Source organism: Cyanobium sp. T1B-Tous (assembly GCF_024345475.1).
Taxonomy (GTDB): Bacteria; Cyanobacteriota; Cyanobacteriia; order PCC-6307; family Cyanobiaceae; genus Cyanobium_A.
The window spans coordinates 1-22,921 of sequence record NZ_JAGQBE010000046.1; the positions used below are offsets into that span (position 1 = coordinate 1).

The following is a 22,921-nucleotide window of genomic DNA, read 5'->3' on the forward strand; positions in this document are numbered from 1 at the left end:
TATCTGAATTGCGAAGCTGGCCATGCGGACCAAGCCCGTCAACGGGACCGCCGCATCTACTTTCCCGTCTTTCTCTGCAGTTTTCTAGCCATGAATGGCATCCTGATCTCCTATGCGGCGCTCATGGGCTAATCGCTTCCTCGCACTGGTGGCATCCCAGCGGCAGTAAGGTCAGAACAAGACAGGAGCTGGTGGTGACCCTCGAGCAGCTCAGGCACTTTCTGGCCCGCGTGCAGCGGGATCCGGCCCTGAAGCAGCAGGTGGAGGAGGCGATCACCGCCGATGCGGTGGCCCTGCTCGCCCAAGACCTCGGCTACTCGGTGTCGGGCAGCGACATCCTGCGCTTCTCCGGCCAGTCGGCCTCCGGGGTGCGGGTGCATCGGATCGAGCATCCAGGTGAGTACCCCGGCCGCTACTACTGAATCCCCGGCCACCGCCCGCCCCCGACGCCATGAGCAGCTATCAGATCCGCCGTGACGACGGCATCAGCGACGGCATCGCCGGCCAGGTGTTCGCCAGCTACGACGCGGCCCATGCGGTGCTCGAGCGGTACTACGCCGATCTCTGCTGCTCCGACGATCGCGAGTACTACCGGATCGTGGCCGCGGGCGAGGAATTGAATGGAGCGTCCAAGGGGAACCCCGATGGTTGAACCGCACCCTGGCCAACCCCGGCCCCTGCCGAGCACCGGTGCCAGCAGCGGTGTGTTGGAAGCTCTGGCGTTTTTCCGCGACCCAGACTTCACCACCCGCCGCTTCCAGCAGTTCGGCAACGTCTACGAAACGCGGCTGCTGGGCCAACCACTGGTGTTCATCCGCGGCGGACGGGCGATCACGGAGCTGCTGGCCCAACCCGACGCCACCGAGGGCTGGTGGCCCGAGAGCGTGCGTCAGCTGCTGGGGAGCCGTTCGCTCGCGAACCGCAACGGCGCCGACCATCGCGCCCGGCGCCGGGTGGTGGGGCAGCTGTTTTCGGCGGCGGCCCTCCGTCGGTACAGCCCCGCGATCGTGACGCTGGTGGAGGAGCTGGCGGCGGAGCTCGAGGCCGCCACCACACCGGTGCCGCTGGTGGAGCGGATGCGCCGCTTTGCCTTCAGCGTGATCGCCACGGTGGTGCTGGGGCTGGAGGGATCCGACCGCGAGGCCCTGTTCGTTGACTTTGAGCTCTGGACCCGCGCCCTGTTTTCGATTCCGATCGCCCTGCCCGGCAGCCCCTTTGCCCGGGCGCTGCAGGCCCGAGCCCGCTTGCTGGCGCGCCTGGGTGGGGTGCTGGAGCGGGCCCGCCAGCAGAGTGAGGCGGGGCAGCCCCTGGCCGGTGGACTGGATCTACTCAGTGGCGGCCTCGATGAAGCCGGCCTGCCGCTGGGCGACGACGACCTGGTGGAGCAGTTGCTGCTGCTGCTGTTCGCCGGCTACGAAACCACCGCCTCCTCACTCAGCTGCCTGATGGCAGCGGTGCTGCAACACCCGGAGGTGCTGCCCTGGCTGCAGGCCGAGCTCGATGGCCTGGGCTGGCCCCTGGCCGAACAGGAGCCCACGCCACGGCTCTCGGCCCTGGTGCAGGAGGTGATGCGGCTCAACCCACCGGTGGGCGGTTTCTTCCGCCGCACCACCAAGGACCTGGTGCTCGATGGCGTGCTGGTGCCAGCGGGCCGGGTGGTGCAGGTGGCCCTGGCGGCCTCCAATCGCCTCAGCAGCGGGTCAGGTGGAGCGGCTGGGAGCGACGATCTGGAGCAATTCCGCCCCGAACGGCACCTCAACGGAGAGAGCGGCCTCACCCTGCTGCCCTTTGGGGGCGGTGAGCGGGTGTGCCTGGGCAAGGCCCTGGCCGAACTGGAGATCCGCCTGATGGCCGTGGGCCTGCTGCGCCCGCTGACGCTGAGCCTGGAACCGAATCAGGACCTCAGCCTCCAGCTGATTCCGAGCCCCAGCCCGCGAGGTGGGCTGCTGGTGCGGGCGGCGGGCCGGATCCCCACAGCCCAGCGCCGCGGCAACTTGGATCAGGGATGAAGTGCAGAGTCTTCCACCTCATTTTGGTGGTCTGAAGATATAGAGCGATGCTGCTATTCAGCTTTCGGGCCTAAGGTTCCCGCACAATCTCTTCCAACAGCCATGGCCAATCCCCTGTCTCGAGGTCTACGGCCAGCGGTGATGGCTGCATCGGGGTGGATGGCTGCATCGGCGTTGGGGGCTGTCATGGGCGCCCCAGCCCTCGCCATCGAACCGGCGCTGCATAGTCGCGTGGCCGACAAGGCGCTGGCCTGGGGCCCCTGCCCGGCCTTTATGCCGAAGGGCTGTGAACTGGCCGTGTTGCACGGCAATCCGGCCCAACCGAATGCCGACATCTTTTTCCGCATCCCAGCCAAGGCGGAAATCCCCAAGCACTGGCACAGCTCGGCCGAGCGCATGATTCTGGTGGAGGGGGTGCTGGATGTGAGCTACACGGGTCAGGCCCCGGTAACCCTGCGCCCCGGCTCCTATGCCTACGGGCCGCCGAAGGCTCCCCACAGTGCCGTGTGCCGCAGTGCCACGCCCTGCGTGTTGTTCATCGCCTTTGAAGGTCCCGTCGACGCCCATCAGAACCACTAACAGTGGCCGAGGGCCTGCCGATGGCCCCCGTGCACGTTGGGTGATTGAGCTGCTGGGAGAGGATGAATTGTCCGCGCTCCCATGCAGAGCGGCGCGACAACAGCTCTAAATCATCAAACCAGGTGGCTTTGGTCATCTGCCCAACATGGAGGCGGATGTGATAGACGTAATCAGCAACCAACACCCCTGGGGCGCTACTGGTAACAGCGATCATCATGCCCACATCTTCACCTTGAGGCAGGCCCATCCAGCCGCCCACGCGCTTAAGCAGGGCGGCCTGCACCAGCAGGGTGGTTGGGCCCAGGGGAATGCTGTCATGGGGTGATGGCCAGGCGCGCCAGATATCACCAGCTAGACAGGGTCCGGCGTTGACAATGGCAGGATCTGTCTTGAGGTCGTCGGTGCAATATCCCGCTGCCCATAAGGCTCCCGCCTGGCCTTCGATCGCCGCCAGCCGCTGGTCAATGGAGTGGGGATACAGCCAGTCGTCATCATCGGCACTGGTGATCCACGCACCGCGTGCAACCAGCAAACCCAGGTTCCGAGCGGCGGCCTGACCGATGGGCCGGGCGGATACAACCACGGTGGCATTGGCCCCAAGCTCCGCGGGCAGGGCTTCGATGCCGTTGCCATCAACAACGATCACATGTTCAATGCTGCAGCTGTTTTGAGCAAGGCTGCGATTTAATTCACTCAACATGGGCAACCGATCCGGCAAAAGCCTGGTCGGTGTAATGACGCTTACGGTCGTCAAATGGGCTGCGTCTTTGCGTACGGCTTGACGCTAGTCGAGGCCGTTGGATTGCCCCGGCCAGCCGAACCCCGCCGGGATCGGCGGGTTTGAGCCACCATGGCCAGGCCGATCAGCGGCGTGCGCCTCCGTATGGGCCCCCTGCAAGTTGTGTGGTTCAAACGGGATCTGCGCTGCGCAGACCACCGCCCCCTGCTGGAAGCCAGCCGGCACGGCCCGGTGCTGCCCCTGTATGTGGTGGAGCCCGAGTACTGGCAGCAACCCGACAGCTCGGCGCGCCAATGGGAGTTCTGCCGCGAAAGCCTCCTGGACTTGCGCTTGTCCCTGGAGCGACTGGGCCAACCGCTGGTGGTGCGCTGCGGCAGGGTTGAACAGGTGCTGGAGCGGGCCCACCGCCAGTTCGGCATCGCGGCGCTCTGGAGCCATGAGGAAACCGGCAATGGCTGGACCTACGCCCGCGACCTGCGGCTGGCGGCGTGGGCCCGGCAGCACGCCATCGCGTGGCATGAGAGTCCCCAGTTCGGGGTCACCCGTCGTCTGGCGCAACGCCAGGGCTGGGCCCGCCGCTGGGAAGGCCGCATGGCCGAAACCCTGGCGCCCGAGCCCGCGGCGCTCGTCCCCCTCGCCGGGTTGGATCCGGGGCCGATTCCCAGCGCCCAGGAGCTCCAGCTGGAGCCGGATCCCTGCCCAGGCCGCCAACGGGGCGGTCGCCGCCAGGGGCTCGACGTGCTGCAGAGCTTTCTGGCCGAGCGGAGCCGCCGCTACCAAGCGGAGCTGTCCAGCCCCAGCACGGCGGCCTTTAGCTGCTCGCGCCTGTCGCCCCATCTGAGCTGGGGCACCCTCTCGCTGCGGGAGGTGGTGCAGCTCAGCCGGGAGCGCCGCACTGGCCTGTCAGACGCGCCGGCGGATCGGCGCTGGCAGCGCTCCCTGCAGCGCTTTGACGAGCGCCTGCACTGGCACTGCCATTTCATCCAAAAGCTCGAAAGCCAGCCGAGCCTGGAGTATCGCGAGCTCCATCCGCTCACCGCCCAGCTGCGCAGCAGCGATCCGCCCCGGCTAGCCGCCTGGGCCACCGGGCACACGGGGCTGCCGTTTGTGGATGCCTGCATGCGCTCCCTGCTGGCCACCGGCTGGCTCAACTTCCGCATGCGAGCCATGCTCGTGTCGGTGGCCAGCTACCAGCTCTGGCTCCCCTGGCGGGAGAGCGGCCTGCACCTGGCCCGCTTGTTTGTGGATTACGAGCCCGGCATTCACTGGAGCCAGTGCCAGATGCAATCGGGCACCACCGGCATCAACACGATCCGGATCTACAACCCGCTCAAGCAGGGCCTGGATCACGATGCGCAGGGGCAGTTCATTCGTCGCTGGCTGCCCGAACTGCGCCAGGTGCCGGCGGTGTATTTGCATCAACCCTGGACCATGGATCCGGCAACCCAGCAGCGCGTGGGCTGCGTGCTGGGTCAGTCCTATCCGCTGCCAATCGTGGACTGGCCCGCGGCGGCCGCCAGCGCCCGCGAGCGGATCTGGGGCCTACGCGAGCAAGAGGGATTTGCCGCCTTGGCCGATGCCATTCAGCAACGCCACGGCTCCAGACGCTCCGGCATCCAACGCTCCGGCTCGCGGGCAAAGGCAACACGGCAAGCGGCGGCGGGGCAGCTGAGCCTGGATCTGGTCTGAGGGGAGCTGGGCCCTGCGCCACAGCCAATCGTGTTCAAGACGAACAGCTGTAGTGGGACACGCCACCGGCGTTGAAGAACTCCTGGGGCCGCAGGCGGTCGTAGGTGGCCGCCAGCTCCGCTGAGGGCGCGTCGTAGGGATGGCTGAACACCGCCTGCAGCTCCTGAATCAAGCCGGTGTCGCCCTGCTCCGCCCGTTGATAGGCCGGGGCGACCAGCCACTCGCGCCAGGTAATCGCGGGGTTCACCCGTTGCATCGCCGCCGATGTCTCCTGCGGGTCGCCGTTGGCCGTGATCGCAGCGCGCCAGCGCTCCAACCAGCCGCTCCATGCGGCATCGAGACCGTCCGACGTCGGCGCATAGAAGCTCTCCTGGAGAGCGAAGAGGTGCTCGGTGGTGGTGGCCGGAATCACCGACAGCCTTCGAAAGAAGATCGTGTAATCCGCCTGGGAGCGCAGCATCAGCTCCAGCAGCTCGTTCACCAGGGCGGCATCAGGGCTGGCCAGGCCCAGCTTGCGGGCCCACATCGCCTCGAGTGCCTGGTTCATGGCGCCGGCGAAGCCATCACGGATGGAATCCAGCTGGGCCAGGGCCTCGCTGTTGTCAGCCAGCAGGGGCCGCAGGGCCGACCAGAACATCTGGTAGTTGGCTCCAGCGGCCACGGGCTGGTTGAAGAAGCTGAAGTGCTCGCCACCACCGGTCCAGGGCTGGAAGCCGGGATCGAACCGTTCACAGAAGCCAAACGGGCCGTAGTCGAGGGTGTACCCACCGGCGGCGCAGTTGTCGCTGTTGAAATTGCCCTGGCAGTAGCCCACCCGCATCCAGTGGGCCACCAGGGCGGTGAGGCGTCCCCGGAACAGGCGCGCCAGCTCCAGCACCTGGTCGCTGAAGGCCAGGCTCCGATCGATCTCCGGCCGGTAGTTGCGCTCAATCAGATGGGCCACGATCAGGCGGAGCTCCTCCAGCGCCCCGGGGTGGGCCTGGCGGCGAACGCGGCGGGCAAACAGCTCCAGCTGGCCCACCCGCAGAAACGATGGCGCCACCCGGGTTGTGATGGCCGCTGGATTGTCAACCAGGATGTCGGGATCGAACGACGTGGAGCTCGGCGCATACCAGGGCCGGCGCACGGTTTCGGCGCCGGATCCATAGAGGGTCAGCGAGCGGGAGGTGGGAACACCCAGGGCGTGCATGAACTCCTGGGCCAGAAATTCCCGCACGCTGGAGCGCAGCACGGCCCGGCCATCGGCGCCGCGGCAGTAGGGCGTGGGGCCGCCGCCCTTGAGCTGCAGCTCCCAGCGCTGGCCGTTGAACACGCCTTCAAACACGGAGATGGCCCGGCCATCGCCATAGCCGTTGCCCGTGCCAAACGGGCACTGCTGGATGTATTCGCTGCCGTAGATTGAGAGGGCATAGCCGGTGGCCCAGCCATAGGGGCGCATCGGCTGCCGCGCCACGCTGATGTCGCCGGAAAACAGGCGCAGGAAGGCCTCGTCGTGGGCCAGGGCGTCACTCAGGCCCAGCTCCTGGAACAAGCTTCGGCTGTGGGCCAGGTAGGCGGGCACGGGCAGGGGCGTGGGGGTAACCGGCACGTAATGGCCCGAGAACACCTGGCGGGGCCGGTGGTCGTGGCCATCCACCGTGGCCTGGGGATCTGCCTGCAGCTCCTCCAGCAGCGAGTAATCGGCCCGTTGCGCGAACTCAGCGAAGGATGTGATCGGGGTGGTGGTCACGGGGCCCAGACGCTGAGGTCACCATCCTGGCGAAGCGGGCCGCAGAAGCGCCGACGTGGAAGGAAACCTGGTTGCCTCCATCGCCTTACTCGCTGTCTGAGGTGAATGGGCGTCCGCACGTTTGACAGATTTCGGAACCAGCCGGGCCCCGCCTGGATTCCTCTTCGTAGCCAGCCGCAATGATGCCAGCCGGAAGCGCGAAGATGGCAATTCCCAGTAACTGGATGATCCCGCCAAGAAACTTGCCGAGTGGCGTAACTGGAGCGATATCTCCATATCCAACGGTGGTGAGCGCCGATATTCCCCACCACATGGCGGCAGGAATGCTGGTGAATACGTCGGGCTGGGTATCAACCTCGACATAGTAAATGGCGCTCGAGGCCAAAATGAGTACAACCCCAACCGCTGCCAGGGCGACGCCGAGATCGCCGCGCCTTGCCACGATCACGCGCTGCATGCGCCCAAAGGAATCCGAGTAGCGGCCCAACTTCAGCACCCGCGCAAAGCGCAACAACCGCAAAACCCGGAGGATCCGCAGATCGAGCGTGGCTGCAGGGATGGCGAGGGTGACGTAGAAGGGGAAAATTGCGAGGAAATCCACCACGCCACCGAAGCTGCTCAAGTAGCGCAGCCGTCCGGCGATTGGCTGCCGATAGCGCGGATCAGCCGTACAGGCCCAAATTCTCGCTGCGTACTCGATGGTGAAGACACCGACCGAAAACACTTCAAAGGCCCAAAATGCCGTGCCGAAGCGCAGCTGCAGACTGTTCACAGTCTCGAGGATGAACGCCAGAACATTCAGAAGGATCAGCGCGAGCAGAATCAGATCTACCCAATCCCAATCGGCCACACCGCTTTGCGAATCCTCGCTGAAATCAAGAAGCTCCCATACGCGCTGGCGGAGCTCTGAGCCAGTCATTTCCCCCATGCCCTCACGTGGAGCTGAACATTAAGGCTCTGCGAGGTGCGCATGGCTTTTCCCCTCACAGATCCACTGCCAAGGAATTGATTCCAAACCGCGCCAAAGGCACCCAGAAACGCCGCCACGAACGCCGCCACAATGAATTGCCCTGCTGAAGCTCCCATGTTGTGGTGCAGCGCCCGTCCCCGGCTCGCCAGACCACTGGTCCATGGTGCTGGTGTGCTGGTTCTGGTTGCCTACGGAGCCCCTGGATTGAGCCATCCCCAGCCGGCCGTGGTGCCACCCCAAGAGCAGCTCAATCATGGCCAGCAGGTGACCGTGACCAAGGGAGTGCTGGCCGTGAAACGGCTGGGGGGCCAGCCACTCGGGCCAGACTTCCCAACCCTGCGCGGCCGCGAACTTCGTTTGCGGGAACTCACGATTGCCCCCGGCGGCAGCATCGCGCTGCATCGCCACGATCAACGGCCCGGGGTGGCTTACGTCCTGGAAGGCACCATGACCGAACGCCGCGGCCCCGGGTTCGTTCCCCAGGTGATCCACACCGGTGAGGCGGCCTTTGAGGGCAGCGGCGTCAGCCACTGGTGGCGGAATGAGGGCACCACCCCCGCCCGGGCCCTGGTGGTGGACATCGTGCCGCTGGAGACACCTTGACGTGCCCCTTACTGCGGCAGGCCCTCACTGAGGCCGCCCGTGATGGGAATCAACCTGTTCGGGCTGGTCAGGGTGTGGGCCTGGGCAACGCCTTGAAGGTGCCGTACTGGCCGATCAGCTCTCCCTTGGCGTTGTAGGTCACCACCTCAAGGGCACTGGAGCCATCCAGCGGGTTGGCCAGCTGAATCACCGCATCCCCACTGCTGCAGGGACCGGGCTGCAGCGTCAGCCGAACCACGCCAAACACCAGATCGCTGGGCGTACTGGGCGGCACCAACTGATCGGGGTAGCGGCCGTTCCGGCCCCAGGGCAGCTGCTGGACGCTGTAATCGCTGTCGCAAATGCCGTTGATGGCATTGCCCCAGCGGATCCGATTCGGCTCCACCGTGAGCACATCGATCACCGCCCGGCCCGCCGTGCTCTGCCCCTGCCAGCGGCCGAGGAAAAAATTGTCGTGGGCCCAGCCCTTGGGCTTGGCGATCGCCGCCGCGGCTGGGCGCCAAAGCACCTGCAGGGTGTAGTGCCCCTCGCGGTTGAAGCGGATGCCCTCGCTGCTGGCGCTGCGCTCGTAGCGGCGGCCCTGCTCGGCTGCCGGGAAGTCAAAGGCCCAACGGCCGAAACGCACAGTGGCGTTGCCCTGGCGCTGGCTGAACGTGCACGGCCCCTTCTCGAGCGGGAGCGTGTGGTCGTGGCGGCTGAGGATGCAGCTGGCGGTGGTGCTGTCAGCCCGCGCCGCTGGGGCCACCCCGCTGGCGCAGAGCAGAACAAGCAGAAACAGCAGCCGGGATGGAGCCATCAGCCGAGACCCGGCAGGGCCTGGGCAAGCACCGTGATCAGGGCCGTGTCCACGCTCAAGATCCGCTGCCCCAAACCTACCCGCTGCGCCTGCACCGATTCGGCGAGCTGCACTTCAAAGGGCACGAAACCGCCCTCCGGACCCACCATCACCAGCGCCGGCCCCGGCGGGGCTTCCGCAAGCGACATGGGGGCGCCCATGTCGGCCAACCAGCAGGGACGCCCCGCACACAGCCCGGGCAACTTGTCTTCAATAAAGGGGCGAAAGCGGCGGTGCAGATGCACCCTGGGGGCGATCGTGTCGCGGGATCGCTCCAGGCCCGCCAGCAGCGCGTCTTCAACCCTGGCCGGTTGCAACAACGGGCTTTGCCAGTAACTCTTCTCCACCCGGGCGCTCTGGATCAGGTGCAGATTGGCGACGCCGAACTCGGCGCACTGGCGCAGGATTCGGCGCAGCATTTTGGGTCGCGGCAACGCCAGAACAATGTCGAAGCGATGGCGGGGCGGCGGTGGCTCGCTGAGCTGAACGCCGAGCCGCACGCCGCTGGCATCCACCGCTTCAATCACCCCCTGGCCGCACAGCCCGCCCAGCAGCCCCACCCGCAGGGTGTCGCCCACCTGGGCGCGCAGCACCTCACGAATGTGCGCGGCGCGATGATCGCGCACCATGACGATGCCGTCGGCGATCCAGTCGTTCTGATGGAGCAGAACGATGTTCATGGGACCTGGCTAGCCCCGATGGGTGATGTCGATCGAAAGCCCGCACAGGCCCACGATCGTGCCGGAGGCGTCGCGCAGGGGGCTCTTGATCGTGAAATACACCCGCTCCTCACCGGTCTGCTTGATGATGTCGCGCTCCTCGCGCGCAACGGAGGTGCCCTGGGCGATCACCTCGGCATCGTTCTCACGCAGGGCGTTCGATTGCTCGAGGTCGAAGAAGTGGCTGTCGTCCTTGCCGATGATCCCGGCGAGGTCGGCACCGAAGACGCGCTGCACCGTCGCATTGGCATAGGTGTAGCGGCCATCGAGATCCTTGGCATAGGCCGCGGCGTCGATGGCGTTCAGAATGGTGTCGGCGTCCATGGGACTGCTTGAGGCCGGGGGAGCCAGCATCGCGCAACCCTCGACGCTGCACTCTCCGATAGGCCAGCCCCCTGATGGATCCCTCCAGCCCCACTCCGGCATCGCCGCCCCCGCCGGTGGAGCGGCAGCGTCAGGCCCTGTTGGCCCTGCTGCGCCAGGAGCCCCGCGGGGCGGCCAAGCGGGAGAGCCACCAGGTGCAGCAGCTGATCGAGGTGCTGGAACGGGCCATGCCCGCCGATCTCACGGCGCCGAAAGCCCTGGAGCAACTCGAGGGCGTGTGGGAGCTGCGCTGGAGCAGCAGCAGCCAGCCCTATCTGGCCGTGGCGCCCTGGCTGGAAAACCTCCAGCTGCTGGCCCCGTCCCAAAGCCGAGCCATGAACCTGCTGCGCCTCACTGGGCCGCTGGCCCCCCTGGCCAGCATCGCGGTGGAGGCCGAGCTCAGCCTGGACTCCTCCACCCAACCCCAGCAGCGGGTGCAGGTGCGCTTTCGTCGGGGGGGCTGGCTGGGGCCTGCCCTCGGCGCGGGTCGGCTGCAGCTGCTGCGCAGCGTGCAGCAATCCTTCCCGGCCTGGCTGGATATCACCGTGCTCGACGACGAACTGCGGGTGTGCCGCGGCAATGCCGGCACCCTGTTCGCCCTGCTGCGCCGCCCCGATCTGACGCTCGAGGAGTTGCTGCTGCCCCGCACCGACACGCCCAATGGCGAGCTCAACTCTGGCTCGCTTCAAACACAATGATGCTCACCGACACGATGAAACCCAGCACCGTCATGACGCCCGCCAGTTTTCCCGCGTGTTCATAGGACTCAGGAATCATGGAATTGGTGAGCATCATCAAAATGGCACCGGCCGCAAAGGCCTGAACCAACGACAACCAGGCTTTGGGGGTGGTGCTGAACAGGCTGTAGCCCGCGGCAGACGCAACAGCACAAACCACGGCAATCACCAGCCACAGCAGCATGATCTGCCGGCGACTCCAGCCGCTCGCCTGCATGCCAATCGTGCCGGCCACCGCCTCCGGCAGATTGGAGAGAAAGATGGCCACCAGCATCGCCAGGCTCACCACCTGATGTTCCAGGATTCCCAGCCCGATCACCATCGACTCGGGAATGCCATCGAGGATGATTCCCAGCACCATCGGGATGGCCAGATTGGCTGAACCAGTGGCAGCACGGGCCCCGGCTTTGGGCGCACCAAGGCCCGCAATCCACTGGTCACTGAAGTAGAAGCTGAACGCTCCAAGGCAGAACCCAACGGCGGGAAAACCGCTGCCCCTGGATCGTTGTAAGGCCTCAAAGACCAACTCGAAGGACACCGCCGAGATCAAGGTGCCGGCACCAAAGGCCATCAGCAGCCCCAGGCTGCGCCGGCTCAGGCGCATGCTCGCCGCGATCAGGCCGCCAAGCAGCAACGACGACGTGGCCAAGGCACCCCAGAGAAGAGCAGCCAGCACGCGATCACCCCGGGGATCAAATCCTGATGGCACCGGGCCGATCGCGCCACCGGGTGCAGCGGACGGCCCTCAGCTCCGGCGCTGGCGGCGCACCTCCCAGGGGCGGGGAATGCCGCCGGGCACCTGCCACACCCCGAAGCGATGGCGGCTGGCCCTGAATTCGGCATCGAGATAGGCGCGGCCATCGCAGGCCTCCAGGTAGCGGCGGTAGGCAAAGGCCTGGCCGTCTTCCACCAGGGCCAGGCCCAGGTTGATCTCGCCGATCACCTCGGCCACCAGGCGGCCGTAGCGATCGGTGGTGTGAACGTCGAGCGTCACTGGTGCACCCAGGGGCAACCGCTGCCGCAGGTAGGCCCGGGCCGCGGCGCCGTAGGGGCTCTGGGCCAGTTCCGGCGCATCGATGCAGGCCAGGCGCACGGTCACGGTCCGCCCGTCCTGGCGCACCCGGATCGTGTCGCCATCGCCGATCGAGAGCACCATGGCCTCGAGCGGTTGGGTACGGCCCGAGCTGCAACCCACCAGGCCCAGCCAGCCCACAAGAGCCAGACTCGCCGCACCCAGACGCAGACGGCAAGCGGCGGCCATCGGCGCACAGCGGCAGGGGTGTCGCAATTTAGGGGGAGGGAGCTGGGCAGCCCGTACCCGGCGTAGCCGGGCCATCGTGCAACGCCACATGCTCCTGCTCGTTGGCGTCGTTGCGGGCCACGATGGCAATGGCCGCTTCGCTGCTGCTGAGGTTCACCGGCCTGTGGGGCACGCCGGCGGGGATGAACAGAAAATCGCCGGCACGGTTGATCACCGTCTTCTCCAGGCAGGTGCCATAGAACGTCTGCACGGTGCCGGCGAGCAGATAGATCGCCGATTCCGAGCCCACGTGGCGGTGGGCCGCAGCCCGCCCGCCTGGCGGAATCACCACCCGGTTCATCGAGAGGCCGCGGGCACCACTGTTGGCGCCGGAGATGCCCACGAACTGCTGCAGTCCCTGGCGGCTGGTACTGCTGGCCAGTGGCCGCACGGTCACGATGGTGTCCGCGGAGGGGGTGCCGATCACCTCCACCACAGGAGTGGCCAGCACCGGGGTTGCGGCCAGCAGGCCCACCAGGCCTGAGGAAATGGGCAAGCCCATGCAGGGTTCGGGCCACGGAAGCGTTCACGTCATAGCGGCGGGAGCACCCGGGCGCATTGGAGGATCGAGGGATGACCACTGCCTCCCCAGACCTCCTGATCGACGGCCCCGCCGAGGCCGAAGCCACCCTGCTGCTGGCCCATGGGGCCGGTGCTCCGATGGACAGCCCCTTCATGACCGCGATGGCCGGCGGACTGGCCCAGCGCGGGTGGCGGGTGGTGCGCTTCGAGTTTCCCTACATGGCCCAGAGCCGTCTCAGCGGACAGCGGCGTGCCCCCGATCGGCTACCGCGGCTGCTGGAGTGCTTCCGCGCGCAGGTGGCCCAGCAGGCCGGGGCGGCACCATTGCTCATTGGCGGCAAGTCGCTGGGGGGGCGGGTGGCCAGCCTGCTGGTGGATGAGCTGGCCCACTCCCACGGCGTGCGCGGTTGCCTCTGCCTGGGCTACCCCTTCCATCCCCCCGGCAAACCCGACCAGCTGCGCACCGACCACCTGGCCGCTTTGGCCACCCCCACGCTGATCCTGCAGGGCGAGCGCGACAGCTTTGGCAAGCGCGGCGAAGTGGAGGGCTACGGCCTCTCAGCCCAAATCCAGCTGCAGTGGATCGCCAGCGGCGACCACAGCTTCAAGCCCACCCGCAGCTCCGGCCTCAGCGAAACCGACACCTGGGCCTCCGCCGTGGGCCACAGCGATCAGTTCCTGAGATCCGTGCTCAAGCCAGGCTGAGCCAGGGCCTCCACCGCCTCCCGGAGCTGCTCGTAGGCCAGGCCCTCCCCGTGGGCCCGGATCAGGGGCTGCAGTCCGATCGACTGACGCTCCGCATGCAAGCGGCGGGTGGGCACCAGCCAGAAACGCCACTGGGCCAGGTCCTGGGGGTTCACCCGGGCGGGGTCCTGCTCCGCCAGCAGACAGAACACATAGGCCGTGGCCGTGCGCTGCTCAATCGGGAAGCTGATCGCCGTTGGCGCGCTCTGTTGCGCCGACTGCAGGTAGGCGGCGGAACGCACCGCCAGGGTGATGGGGCCGCCGGGGCGCTCCAGATCGGCGCCATCGCGGCGGTGCTCACCGGGATCGAGGCCCAGGGCGCGGTGCACCAGCCACTCGGCCAGGGCGGTGCGGTTGGCGATCGCCACAAGGGGCCCGCACTGCCAGCGCAGGAAGGCATCGAGGTCGGTCATGCGAGGCACCCAGGGCGCAGCCGCCCGCAAGGTACACAGCCCTGGCGTCAGGGAGGGGACAGCAGGGCGCCGCACTGGTGATCATTCCAGCCCTCACCGCGCCAGCGCTGGCTGATGGCAGCACTGGTCGCACTCACCAGCAACAGCGCGGGCAGCAGCTTGGGATCGCCCTGCAGGGTGAACACAAAGGCGCCGCAGAACAGGGGGGTGCCATGGGCGCCGGCAAACAGGGCCGTGGCCCCGATCGCCGCCAACTGGCCGAGGGCCACCGCATCGAGGCTGCCGAGGGACTGGAGTGGGGCCGTCATCAGGGCACCAAGGGTCATGGTGTCGTGCATCAATCCACCGGGTGCCCCCGCCGCCAGGCTGATCAGGGTGGCGAGCCAGCGCCACAGCAACGCCAGCAGCGTGCCGCCGCTCTCACCCGCGAGGGCAGCGCCCAGGGAGAGGGAGCCATCGTTGAGGCTGAGGCCGCCACTGGCGAGGGCCACCAGGGTGAGCACAGCGGCAAGCAGCAGGGACCCGGCCCACCGCTGTCGCTCCATCAGACGCTGCACCCCACCGGCCAGGGGAACCAGCACTCGCACCAGCAGTGATCCCAGGCCCGCACCCACCAGGGTGAACAGGGCGGCCCAGCCCCACAAGGACACGGCCAGGCCGCCAAACTGCACGCCCGCCAGACGGGCCGGCTGGCCCAAGCCCGTGCTCACCAAGGTGCCACTGCCGGCCAGCAGCAAGGTTGGCAACAGCAGGCTGATGCCACTGCGTCGGCCCAGCTCCTCCAGCCCGTAGGCCACCGCCAGCAGAGGGGATCGAAAGGCCGCGCCCAGGCCCGCCGCCCCACCGATCACGGCCACTAAACGGATGGGCAGCTGGCCCAGGGGGCCAAAGCCCGGCCAGCGGCGCCGGATGGCGAGCAGCACACTGGCGCCCAGGGCCACCGCAGGCGACTCCACCCCCACCGCCAGTCCACCGACATGGGTGAGCACCATCAGCGGCAGCCTCTGCAGCTGGCTGCGCAGGCTCAGTTTGGCGAGCCACGGCTCGTGCTCCGCGGCAGCCGGCGGCAGCGGCGTGCGATCCAGAGCCAGGATTGGGGCCACGCCGCCCCCTCGGCCAGCGGCCAGGGGGCCCCAGGCCAGAAGCAGAAGTGCGGCACTGGCCCCGAACACCAGCAGCGGCCCCCAGCCAGCCGGCACCGGGCCTGTGGTCAGACCGGCCAGGCTCCAAAGACGACGCTGCACCTGAAAGCCCAGCTCCGAGATGGCCTGGTACGGCCACTGCAGGGCCCCCATCCCGAGCCCCAGCAGCAACCAGAACACAACGGTTGGCATCGAGAGGGCGCTGGCTACCGCCAGCATCGCCGACCCTGGAGGATGGAGCTGTGATCCACACCTCGCTTGTGCTGGCGGCGGACGATCCCGCGGCCCTCGCCACCTTTTATGGCGCCTTGCTGGAGGTGGCCCCCCAGCCGGGGTTAACCCCCAGCCACTGGCGGCTGCCCTGGCAAGCGGGCGGACACCTGGAGATTTACGCCCCCTCGCGCCGCCGCCCCCAACCCCCACAGCAAGGCCGCCTGGCCCTGTGCCTGCAACGGCACGCCCAGGACGGCGACCCCCACGCCGCGCTGCTGGCGTGGTTGGAGCAGGCCCAGGCCTTGGGAGCCGCGGAGCTGGATCCCCCACGGCAGGAGTCGTTCGGAATGGAGGCCTGGGTGCTCGATCCGGAGGGCAACCGGGTGCTGCTGCTGATGCTGAAGGGGTGAACCCTCAGGCCGATGGCCGTCAGGACCAGTGCAGCTCCATCGGCACGCTGCCTTCGAGGCTCAGCTTCACGGGGCAGGTTTCACCGGCCTGCTGCAGCACCGTCCGCTGCTCGGCGTCGAGATGGGGTGGCAGCTCGATCCACACCGTGAGCTGGGCGATCTTGCGCGGCAGATCGGCCGTCATGGTTTTCTCCACGCGGGCGGTGCAGCCCTCCAGGGCCCACCCGCGGCGCTTGGCCACGATCCCCATGATCGTGAGGATGCAGGTGCTGAGGGCTGTCGCCACCAGGTCGGTGGGGGAAAAGCGCTCGCCTTGCCCTTGGTTATCGGTGGGGGCATCGGTTTCCAGCAGGGTGCCGGATGGTCCGTGGCTGGAACGGCAACGCAGCTCCCCTTCGTAGCGGCTCTCGATGCGGGTCACAGCGCGGATACGGCTAGGAGAAGCTTGCCAGTTGCGGCTGCCAGCAGCGCCGCACTCCCCTCACCTCCCGACGCGATGATGGGCAGGCTTTGCAAGGGCGGCACACCGTGAAACTGCCGGAGGGATGGAGGGTCTGGCTGCTGGCCTTGGCGCTGAATGCGCTGGCCGGCGGATTGTGGTTTGTGAATCGGGGCGTGGAACGTCCCGAGGCCGGAGGCAGCCTCTGGGCCCTGATCCGCTCCCTGGGCTCGGGTTCGGTGGGTTAGGAGCTGATGCCGCGGTTGCGGAAACGCGGCTTCAACCACAGCGACACCGACACCAACGACACCAGCACCGGCACCTCGATCAAGGGACCCACCACCCCAGCCAGGGCCTGCTGGGAGGTGACGCCCCAGATGCTGATGCACACCGCAATCGCCAGCTCGAAGTTGTTGCCGGCGGCCGTGAAGGCAAGGGCCGAGGTTCGCGGATAGTCGAGGCCACTGCGCATGCCAACCGCAAAGGCGATGCTCCACATCAGCACGAAATAGAGCAGCAGGGGAATCGCCACCTGGATCACCTGCAGGGGATTGGAGGTGATGGCCTGGCCCTGGAGGGCAAACATCACCACGATGGTGAACAGCAGGCCATAGAGCGCCAGGGGGCTGATGCGCGGCACAAAGCGCTGCTCGTACCAGCGCAGCCCCTTGATCGCCACGCCGATCAGCCGCGTCATGAACCCTGCCAGCAAGGGAACACCAAGAAAGATCAACACCGCCTGGGCGATCTCCCAGAACGAGAAGCGCACCAGCTGGCTATCGAGCCCCAGCCAAGCGGGAAGAATCTGCAGGTAGAAGGTGCCCAGCAGGGCATACACCAGCACCTGGAGAATTGAGTTGATGGCCACCAGCAAGGCGGCCGCTTCCCGGTTGCCCTGGGCGAGGTCGATCCAGATCAGCACCATGGCGATGCAGGGTGCGATGCCAATCAGGATCAATCCGGTGCGAAAGGCTGGCTGATCCGGCAGAAACAACCAGGCCAGGCTGAACATCAGCAGCGGGCCGAGCCCCCAGGTCAACCCCAGAGTGAGAGCCAGCAGACGACGATCCCGGGCCATGTGGCCCAGTTCGCCGTAGCGAACTTTGGCCAGCACCGGATACATCATCAACAACAATCCCAGGGCAATGGGCAAGGAGGTGTGGCCCACCTCCACGGCACCCAGCAGCGCCTGCAGCCCCGGCACGAAGCGCCCCAGCAGCAAACCTGCCGCCATGGCCAGCAGGATCCAGATCGGGAGCAAGCGATCGAGCCAAGGGAGCGCGCCGGGGCCAGCAGCATCTCCCGCCGGTGGTGAGGGCGGCTGAAGGGCGCGGGGCGTCATTGGGCTGCGTTGGCAGGGATCGGATTCGGCGCTTCCGTGCCGTCCGGTCCGATGCTGGCGGGAAGGTGGCCGGTTTTGACCCAGATCGTGCAACCGGCATCGCTCCAGGGGTGATGGCCACTGCCGGGAGGATTGCGCAGCCAGCTGCCGGCGGGATAGCTGCCGTGCTCGTCCTGGAACGTGCCCTCCAGCACCAGGATCTCCTCCCCGCCGGGGTGGCCGTGGGGCTGAAACACCGTGCCGGGAGCCCAGCGCACCAGGGCCACATGCTCGGAGCCAAAGGCGTGCAGCGGCCGTACCGCGAGCCCGTTCACCAGGCCGGGCAGCCAGGCGGAGCTGGAGGTGTCGATCACCAGGCGCTGCTGGTCTGCGGGGTGCATCTGCTGCAGCTTCACCAGGAGCGTGCAGCCGTCTTCACTGAAGGGGGCATGGCTGGAGCCCACGGGATTGCGCAGGTAGGTGCCGGCGGCGTAGTCCCCGTGCTCATCCGAGAACGTGCCCTCCAACACCAGAATCTCCTCGCCACCGCCATGGTGGTGGCGCTCGAAGCGACTGCCCGGGGCATAGCGCACGATCGAGGTGGCCCGGGCCACCTCCCCACCGCAACGATCGAGAAACCGCCGCTCCACCCCGGCGCTGGGGGAGGGCTGCCAGGCCAGAGCCCGGGTATCGAGAACCGCGCGTTGGCTGAGATCGGCATGGCGTTCCATGTTGCCGATTCTGGTCAGCCAGCAATCCGCCGGCATCATGCGCACAACGTTCAAGCCCGCCATGTGCCGTCTCCCCCTGCTGGCCCTCCTGGGGGTCGTTCTGGCGCTCACGGGCTGTGCCCAGGGCAGGGATGCCAAGCGGGCCGAGACGTTGGTCACGGGGCCCATCAAGGTCAACCTCGACCTGAAGGACCCGTCGATGAGCTTCGGCGTGTTGCCCCGCGGCGAGGATCGCCTGGTGTTCAAGGTGGGGTCCGGCCGCCATGGCGTCACCTGCGCTGGCAGCCGCTTTGAGGAGGGATACACCCCCCTGGGCACCTTCAAGGTGAATGCGATTCTCAGCAACGGCCGCTTTGTGATGGACCCCAAGCTGATCGCCGAATCGGGCCAATCAGAGGCCGCGCTGAAACAGACCCTCTTCCCGTCGATGAACGCCATCGACTTCGATGGAGACGGGGAAACGGGCGAATACGGAATCGGCTACATCAGCCTGGCTCCCGTGGCCAGCGTCAAACAGCCCTTTGGGTTCAACCGCTATGCCGGCAAATTTCGCTGGTACAGCTTTGCCATCCACGGCAGCAACAACGACAAACGCATCGGCCAGAAGGTCACCGGCGGTTGCCTGAACGTGGCGGAGCCGGAGCTCAAAACCCTGCTGGGTGCCGTTCGGCTCGGCGATGAGGTGCACATCACGGCCAACGGACCCTGCACGCCTTGAGGAGGGTGAGTCAGGTCGATGGACCTTGAGCGCCTTGCCCGCGCAGCACACCCACCAGCGCCGCCACGCAGTTTGGATCGAGCTGGGCTGCGGCCGCCAACCGCTCCAGCTCTGTGATGCCCTCCGGCACCGTCAGCCCCTGCCGGTAGGGACGGGTATTGGTGATCGCATCGAACACATCGGCCACGGCGATGATGCGACCCTCCAGGGAAATCTCCTCACCCTTCAGCCCCTGGGGATAGCCCGAACCATCGAGGCGTTCGTGGTGATGGCCGATCAGGTTGCGCAGCACCTCGGCGCCTGGCTGATCCAGCAGGGCGTGCTGATCCAGCACCTTCTCGATCATGGTGAGGCCCAGGTCCACGTGGGTATTCATCACCAGCCGCTCCTCAGGCGTCAGCGGCCCCTGCTTGAGCAGCACGGCATCGGGGATGCCGATCTTGCCGATGTCGTGCAGCCGGGAAAAGCGGCCGATCTGTTCCACATAGAGGGAGCTGAGGCCGTGGCGCTCGGCCAGCACCTCGGCGATCTGGCGGGCGTACTGCGCCACCCGGTTGAGGTGGCTGCCGGTTTCAAAATCCCGGAGGGCCGCAAAGTCGTGGGCCAACTGGGCGGCCGCATCGAGGGAACCCAGGGCCAGGAAATGGCTGTGCACCGTGAGCCCGATCAACTCGGCCAACGCTTCGAGGGTGGCCTGCTCCGCCTCCGAGAAGGCCGCCGCCCCGCTGGCGTGGAAGCCCACCACGCAATCGGGGCTGCCGTTGTGGCGCACCGGCAGCAGCACCGAGGACCTGCAGCGCTGCAGCGGGCAGCTGTCGTAGATGGGCACCCCCTGCTGGGCCTGGCCCTCCACCCGATCACAGGTGAGGCGTTCCACCTGGGGCAGCACCGCCTGCACCCGCTGCTGCAGCTGCAGCAACTGCTCCTGAAGGGGGTCGACGGGCGGCAACGGGGCACTGGGCTCAAGCCCCATTCTGCCAATGCAGAATCCGCATCGAGAACCGCGTCGCGTTGGCTGTAGTCAGGCTTGCGCCATTCGTCGCGCTGCAACAGGCGGCGCAATTCGAGGATTTCAGCGCGCTCGGCCACGATGATCTGGGCGCGATGGCACCACCCCTTGCGGGGCGTGGCACCCATCGTCTGCATCGCCTGAATTCGGCCCCGCTCAGCCCAGCCCCCCCAACCGGATCAGGGCGCCCACCACCACAAAGGCAATCGCCAGGGCTGTGATGCCCCGGATGTGCCAAGCCAGGCCACTGAGATTGTCATCACGCAAGCTGGGGATCAGCCGCAGCCGGGCATGCAGCGCCAGCGCGGCCGTCGCCGCCAGCAACAGCAGCTTGACGCCCACCAGCATCCCGATTGGATTCGCCGGGCTCAGCAGGCCCTGAAAGCCAGGCAAATAGATCCAGCCCATGGCCAGCCCCGTCAGCACCTGAATCGCGAGGGCGGTGAGACCTAGCGGCTCAAACGTCTCCTCGAAATCGCGGATGACCGCCGCACTCCGCTGGCGCAGGGCCCGCGGCAGCACCCCCAGATCCAGCACCAGATGCCCACCCGTCCAGACCGTGGCGGCCAGGCCATGCACGATCACCAGCAGGGCAAAGGCAGACACAGGGGATTTTGGGCAGCTGCTCCCACGATGGGCCCATCCGGCTGAAATGACCGTGAATACCCTGGTGCCACCGGTCTGTGGCAGGGGCTAGACATCACAGCCAAACTTTGGGGCAGAAATTTTTGGCCCCATGCCGAAGCGCCTCACGGCAGCTGCCGCCGTTGCCGCCCTCAGCCTCGCCGCCGCCGCCCCAGCAGCCCTGGCCTGCTCCCGCGTCACCTGGCTCGGCCCAGACCAACAGGTGATCACCGGCCGTTCAATGGACTGGCCCTATGGCTTCAACTCGCACTTTTATGTGATCCCCCGCGGCGAACGGCTGAACGGCGCCGGCGGCGTGAACTCCCTGAGCTGGACCACCCGTTACGGCTCGGTGGTGGTGAGCGGCAGCACCGAACCCGGGGGCGCCATCGACGCCGTGTTTGATGGGGTGAACGAGCAAGGGCTCGCCGCCAACCTGCTTTATCTGGCCGAAAACGATTTCGGCCTGGCGACGGCCCCCGCTGGCCGCCCCCGCCTCTCCTTTGCCGCCTGGACGCAATATCTGCTCAGCCAATACGCCACGGTGAAGGAGTTGGTGCAGGCCGTGAAGGCCGATCAGATCCAGATCGTGCCGGTGCCCTTCGGCCCCGGTGGCAAGGCCAAGGCCACCGTGCACATGGCCGTCTCCGATGCCAGCGGCGATTCCGCCGTGATCGAATACCTCAAGGGCAAACCGGTGATTCACCACGGCCGCCAGTACCAGGTGATGACCAACAGCCCGGTTTACAGCGAGCAGCTCAAACTCAACGCCTTCTGGAGCACCAAGGACCGCACCCATGAGCTGCCGGGTTCGATCCAGTCGCCGGATCGCTTCGTGCGCGGCTCCTACTACAACGAACAGCTGCCGCCCACCAGCGATCCCCGCCAGGCCCTGGCCGGGGTGATGAGCGTGATGCGCAACATCTCCGTGCCCTGGGGCACGCCGGATCCGGAGCACCCGAACATCTCGCCCACCTGGTGGCGCACCCTGATCGATCAGAAAAACCGGGTGTACTACTTCGACTCAGCTCTTTCGCCCCAAATGATGTGGGTGAACCTCAACCAGATCGACCTCAAGCCGGGCAGTGGCGTGCGCGCCATCCAGATTGAGGGCAATGAGGGGCTGCAAGGCAACGTGACCCGCCAGCTCCAACCGGCGGCGGCCATCGCCTTCCTCGCGCCGAAATAAGCAAGAGCGGGATCGGGGCTTTGGGGTGGCCCAAAATTCCCCAAAAGGGGACTGGCACAGAAGCAGGGCTGCCCTCCAGGCTTGGATGGCGACGATGAGGGACGAGCTTCGCTGTCGCCAGCCCAGGGGAGACCGACCTGCATCCAGAACCTGGAGGCCGGGACTCCTTTTCCTGTCGAGCCTTTTTCCAGTCGAGCGCTGGGGGCCGGGAGCGGGACAGCTCCAGGGCCCTCAAGTTTTGGCAGAGAGGAGCACCACCCCCAGCAGCAGGGCGGCCAGAACCAGTTCGCTCAGCATCGTGTCCACCGGACGCCCTGATCCCAAGGAAGACCTGCACTCTCGCCTGTCGGCCAGCGATTCCGCGCCCCCCATGCGGGGGCAAACCACCCCCAGAAGGGGACTAGGCCTGGTTCGGGGTCTGCAGCCAGGGTGCAGTCATGCCGGCATGCTGTCGGCCCCCTTGCCCCACCCATTGCCATGGCCAGCTACAAGGTCACCCTCGTCAACGCCAACGAGGGACTCAACCAAACCATCGACTGCGCGGACGACCAATCGATTTTTGATGCAGCCGCCGATCAATCCATCGATCTGCCGGTCTCCTGCCGGGCTGGCTCCTGCTCCTCCTGCGCCGGCAAGCTGATCAGCGGCACGGTGAACCAGGACGATCAGGCCTTTCTCGACGAAGACCAGATCGCCGCCGGGTTCGTGCTCACCTGCGTGGCCATCCCCACCTCGGACTGCACGATCGAAACCCACGCCGAAGAAGCGCTGTATTGAATCCTCGGCGCAGCAGCTGAGCTGACAACAGGTCCCGAAAGCTGGGCCCAACAAAAAGCCCCCTCTTGCGAGGGGGCTTGTGGGATTCCGTTTGGCTTGTTCAGCCTCAGCCGGGCTGTTTGGCCCTAGCCAATAGAGGGGGCGGTCAGAGCCACGGGGGTGGCTTCTGCTGCTGCCAGGTCCAGCGGGAAGTTGTGAGCGTTGCGCTCGTGCATCACTTCCATACCCAGACCAGCACGGTTCAGCACGTCGGCCCAGGTGTTCACCACACGGCCTTGGCCGTCGAGGATCGACTGGTTGAAGTTGAAGCCGTTCAGGTTGAAGGCCATCGTGCTCACGCCCAGGGCGGTGAACCAGATGCCAACCACGGGCCAGGCAGCCAGGAAGAAGTGCAGGC

29 protein-coding genes and 1 pseudogene are annotated in these 22,921 nt (G+C 66.9%); 13 read left to right on the forward strand and 17 right to left on the reverse strand.

What is annotated here, in order from left to right; all coding sequences use genetic code 11:
* The first annotated feature begins 194 nt into the window (after nucleotides 1–194).
* From KBY71_RS10695 to KBY71_RS10710, 4 genes are all read left to right on the forward strand, one after another.
* Complete coding sequence (locus KBY71_RS10695) at nucleotides 195–422, forward strand: Nif11-like leader peptide family natural product precursor (RefSeq protein ID WP_254928891.1); 228 nt, start codon at nucleotides 195–197, stop codon at nucleotides 420–422.
* Nucleotides 423–451: 29 nt separating this feature from the next.
* Entirely contained in the window at nucleotides 452–652 is a 201-nt protein-coding gene (locus KBY71_RS10700; protein ID WP_254928892.1) for a hypothetical protein, read from the forward strand.
* Entirely contained in the window at nucleotides 645–2,009 is a 1,365-nt protein-coding gene (locus KBY71_RS10705) for a cytochrome P450 (RefSeq protein ID WP_254928893.1), read from the forward strand. Before KBY71_RS10700 ends, KBY71_RS10705 begins: the two co-directional genes overlap by 8 nt.
* Before the next feature lie 186 nt (nucleotides 2,010–2,195).
* The gene (locus tag KBY71_RS10710) at nucleotides 2,196–2,588 is read left to right on the forward strand and encodes a cupin domain-containing protein (RefSeq protein ID WP_254928894.1); all 393 of its coding nucleotides are present in this window, start codon (nucleotides 2,196–2,198) and stop codon (nucleotides 2,586–2,588) included.
* On the opposite strand, the gene KBY71_RS10715 is transcribed toward KBY71_RS10710, so the two are convergent.
* On the reverse strand, nucleotides 2,545–3,342 hold the full coding sequence (locus KBY71_RS10715; RefSeq protein ID WP_254928895.1) for a glycosyltransferase: 798 nt from the start codon (nucleotides 3,340–3,342) through the stop codon (nucleotides 2,545–2,547). The two genes, KBY71_RS10710 and KBY71_RS10715, sit on opposite strands and share 44 nt — an antisense overlap.
* A gap of 96 nt (nucleotides 3,343–3,438) precedes the next feature.
* Here KBY71_RS10715 and KBY71_RS10720 point away from each other — a divergent pair, with 96 nt between their 5' ends.
* Entirely contained in the window at nucleotides 3,439–5,016 is a 1,578-nt protein-coding gene (locus KBY71_RS10720; RefSeq protein WP_254928896.1) for an FAD-binding domain-containing protein, read from the forward strand.
* Nucleotides 5,017–5,050: 34 nt separating this feature from the next.
* On the opposite strand, the gene KBY71_RS10725 is transcribed toward KBY71_RS10720, so the two are convergent.
* Together KBY71_RS10725 and KBY71_RS10730 are read right to left on the reverse strand one after the other, a co-directional pair.
* Nucleotides 5,051–6,745, reverse strand: coding sequence for a YdiU family protein (locus tag KBY71_RS10725; protein ID WP_254928897.1), 1,695 nt, complete (start codon nucleotides 6,743–6,745; stop codon nucleotides 5,051–5,053).
* 85 nt (nucleotides 6,746–6,830) lie between these two features.
* A complete protein-coding gene (locus KBY71_RS10730; RefSeq protein ID WP_254928898.1) occupies nucleotides 6,831–7,664 on the reverse strand; it encodes an ion transporter in 834 nt (277 codons plus the stop codon).
* A 222-nt stretch (nucleotides 7,665–7,886) separates the two neighbouring features.
* Here KBY71_RS10730 and KBY71_RS10735 point away from each other — a divergent pair, with 222 nt between their 5' ends.
* Complete coding sequence (locus KBY71_RS10735) at nucleotides 7,887–8,318, forward strand: cupin domain-containing protein (protein WP_254928899.1); 432 nt, start codon at nucleotides 7,887–7,889, stop codon at nucleotides 8,316–8,318.
* Nucleotides 8,319–8,385: 67 nt separating this feature from the next.
* Here the strand turns inward: KBY71_RS10735 and KBY71_RS10740 are convergent, their stop codons facing one another.
* From KBY71_RS10740 to KBY71_RS10750, 3 genes are read right to left on the reverse strand one after another with little or no spacing between them, the layout of a single operon-like run.
* Nucleotides 8,386–9,114 carry a hypothetical protein gene (locus KBY71_RS10740; protein ID WP_254928900.1) on the reverse strand — a complete coding sequence of 243 codons (729 nt, stop codon included), beginning with the start codon at nucleotides 9,112–9,114 and terminating at the stop codon, nucleotides 8,386–8,388.
* Nucleotides 9,114–9,833 carry a 16S rRNA (uracil(1498)-N(3))-methyltransferase gene (locus KBY71_RS10745; protein ID WP_254928901.1) on the reverse strand — a complete coding sequence of 240 codons (720 nt, stop codon included), beginning with the start codon at nucleotides 9,831–9,833 and terminating at the stop codon, nucleotides 9,114–9,116. Before KBY71_RS10745 ends, KBY71_RS10740 begins: the two co-directional genes overlap by 1 nt.
* A 9-nt stretch (nucleotides 9,834–9,842) precedes the next feature.
* A complete protein-coding gene (locus KBY71_RS10750; RefSeq protein WP_254928902.1) occupies nucleotides 9,843–10,226 on the reverse strand; it encodes a PAS domain-containing protein in 384 nt (127 codons plus the stop codon).
* 44 nt (nucleotides 10,227–10,270) lie between these two features.
* Between KBY71_RS10750 and KBY71_RS10755 the strand changes: the two genes are divergently transcribed.
* Complete coding sequence (locus KBY71_RS10755) at nucleotides 10,271–10,933, forward strand: PAP/fibrillin family protein (RefSeq protein WP_254928903.1); 663 nt, start codon at nucleotides 10,271–10,273, stop codon at nucleotides 10,931–10,933.
* Here KBY71_RS10755 and KBY71_RS10760 read toward each other — a convergent pair.
* From KBY71_RS10760 to KBY71_RS10770, 3 genes are all read right to left on the reverse strand, one after another.
* Nucleotides 10,905–11,648 carry a ZIP family metal transporter gene (locus KBY71_RS10760; protein WP_254928904.1) on the reverse strand — a complete coding sequence of 248 codons (744 nt, stop codon included), beginning with the start codon at nucleotides 11,646–11,648 and terminating at the stop codon, nucleotides 10,905–10,907. The two genes, KBY71_RS10755 and KBY71_RS10760, sit on opposite strands and share 29 nt — an antisense overlap.
* A 69-nt stretch (nucleotides 11,649–11,717) precedes the next feature.
* Nucleotides 11,718–12,233, reverse strand: a complete 516-nt coding sequence (locus KBY71_RS10765) for a thermonuclease family protein (RefSeq protein ID WP_254928905.1) — start codon at nucleotides 12,231–12,233, stop codon at nucleotides 11,718–11,720.
* A gap of 28 nt (nucleotides 12,234–12,261) precedes the next feature.
* Nucleotides 12,262–12,768 carry a cupin domain-containing protein gene (locus KBY71_RS10770; RefSeq protein ID WP_254928906.1) on the reverse strand — a complete coding sequence of 169 codons (507 nt, stop codon included), beginning with the start codon at nucleotides 12,766–12,768 and terminating at the stop codon, nucleotides 12,262–12,264.
* 77 nt (nucleotides 12,769–12,845) lie between these two features.
* Here KBY71_RS10770 and KBY71_RS10775 point away from each other — a divergent pair, with 77 nt between their 5' ends.
* On the forward strand, nucleotides 12,846–13,499 hold the full coding sequence (locus tag KBY71_RS10775) for an alpha/beta family hydrolase (protein WP_254928907.1): 654 nt from the start codon (nucleotides 12,846–12,848) through the stop codon (nucleotides 13,497–13,499).
* Here KBY71_RS10775 and KBY71_RS10780 read toward each other — a convergent pair.
* Nucleotides 13,466–13,951 (reverse strand): hypothetical protein, encoded by a 486-nt coding sequence (locus KBY71_RS10780; protein ID WP_254928908.1) that lies wholly within the window; start codon nucleotides 13,949–13,951, stop codon nucleotides 13,466–13,468. The two genes, KBY71_RS10775 and KBY71_RS10780, sit on opposite strands and share 34 nt — an antisense overlap.
* 47 nt (nucleotides 13,952–13,998) lie before the next feature.
* On the reverse strand, nucleotides 13,999–15,285 hold the full coding sequence (locus tag KBY71_RS10785) for a chloride channel protein (RefSeq protein ID WP_254928909.1): 1,287 nt from the start codon (nucleotides 15,283–15,285) through the stop codon (nucleotides 13,999–14,001).
* Nucleotides 15,286–15,335: 50 nt separating this feature from the next.
* On the opposite strand from KBY71_RS10785, the gene KBY71_RS10790 reads away from it, so the two are divergent.
* Nucleotides 15,336–15,716, forward strand: coding sequence for a VOC family protein (locus tag KBY71_RS10790; RefSeq protein WP_254928910.1), 381 nt, complete (start codon nucleotides 15,336–15,338; stop codon nucleotides 15,714–15,716).
* 19 nt (nucleotides 15,717–15,735) lie between these two features.
* Here the strand turns inward: KBY71_RS10790 and KBY71_RS10795 are convergent, their stop codons facing one another.
* Entirely contained in the window at nucleotides 15,736–16,137 is a 402-nt protein-coding gene (locus tag KBY71_RS10795; RefSeq protein ID WP_254928911.1) for an OsmC family protein, read from the reverse strand.
* Between the two features lie 107 nt (nucleotides 16,138–16,244).
* Here KBY71_RS10795 and KBY71_RS10800 point away from each other — a divergent pair, with 107 nt between their 5' ends.
* Nucleotides 16,245–16,403, forward strand: a complete 159-nt coding sequence (locus tag KBY71_RS10800; protein WP_254928912.1) for a hypothetical protein — start codon at nucleotides 16,245–16,247, stop codon at nucleotides 16,401–16,403.
* Here the strand turns inward: KBY71_RS10800 and arsB are convergent.
* Together arsB and KBY71_RS10810 are read right to left on the reverse strand one after the other, a co-directional pair.
* Nucleotides 16,400–17,497, reverse strand: a complete 1,098-nt coding sequence (arsB, locus tag KBY71_RS10805) for an ACR3 family arsenite efflux transporter (protein WP_254928913.1) — start codon at nucleotides 17,495–17,497, stop codon at nucleotides 16,400–16,402. The genes KBY71_RS10800 and arsB overlap by 4 nt on opposite strands.
* Nucleotides 17,494–18,207: a cupin domain-containing protein gene (locus KBY71_RS10810; protein ID WP_254928914.1), complete on the reverse strand. Its 714-nt coding sequence runs from the start codon at nucleotides 18,205–18,207 to the stop codon at nucleotides 17,494–17,496. The genes arsB and KBY71_RS10810 overlap by 4 nt, the downstream gene beginning before the upstream one ends.
* A gap of 61 nt (nucleotides 18,208–18,268) precedes the next feature.
* Here KBY71_RS10810 and KBY71_RS10815 point away from each other — a divergent pair, with 61 nt between their 5' ends.
* On the forward strand, nucleotides 18,269–18,925 hold the full coding sequence (locus tag KBY71_RS10815; protein ID WP_254928915.1) for a L,D-transpeptidase: 657 nt from the start codon (nucleotides 18,269–18,271) through the stop codon (nucleotides 18,923–18,925).
* Nucleotides 18,926–18,935: 10 nt separating this feature from the next.
* Here the strand turns inward: KBY71_RS10815 and KBY71_RS10820 are convergent, their stop codons facing one another.
* Complete coding sequence (locus KBY71_RS10820) at nucleotides 18,936–19,874, reverse strand: HD-GYP domain-containing protein (RefSeq protein WP_254928916.1); 939 nt, start codon at nucleotides 19,872–19,874, stop codon at nucleotides 18,936–18,938.
* Nucleotides 19,875–20,090: 216 nt separating this feature from the next.
* The gene (locus KBY71_RS10825) at nucleotides 20,091–20,540 is read right to left on the reverse strand and encodes a CopD family protein (protein ID WP_254928917.1); all 450 of its coding nucleotides are present in this window, start codon (nucleotides 20,538–20,540) and stop codon (nucleotides 20,091–20,093) included.
* A gap of 130 nt (nucleotides 20,541–20,670) precedes the next feature.
* Here KBY71_RS10825 and KBY71_RS10830 point away from each other — a divergent pair, with 130 nt between their 5' ends.
* A complete protein-coding gene (locus tag KBY71_RS10830; protein WP_254928918.1) occupies nucleotides 20,671–21,747 on the forward strand; it encodes a linear amide C-N hydrolase in 1,077 nt (358 codons plus the stop codon).
* Between the two features lie 477 nt (nucleotides 21,748–22,224).
* On the forward strand, nucleotides 22,225–22,524 hold the full coding sequence (locus KBY71_RS10835; protein WP_254928919.1) for a 2Fe-2S iron-sulfur cluster-binding protein: 300 nt from the start codon (nucleotides 22,225–22,227) through the stop codon (nucleotides 22,522–22,524).
* A gap of 125 nt (nucleotides 22,525–22,649) precedes the next feature.
* Here the strand turns inward: KBY71_RS10835 and KBY71_RS10840 are convergent.
* Nucleotides 22,650–22,921 (reverse strand): annotated as a pseudogene (locus KBY71_RS10840) (photosystem II q(b) protein); the annotation flags it as partial.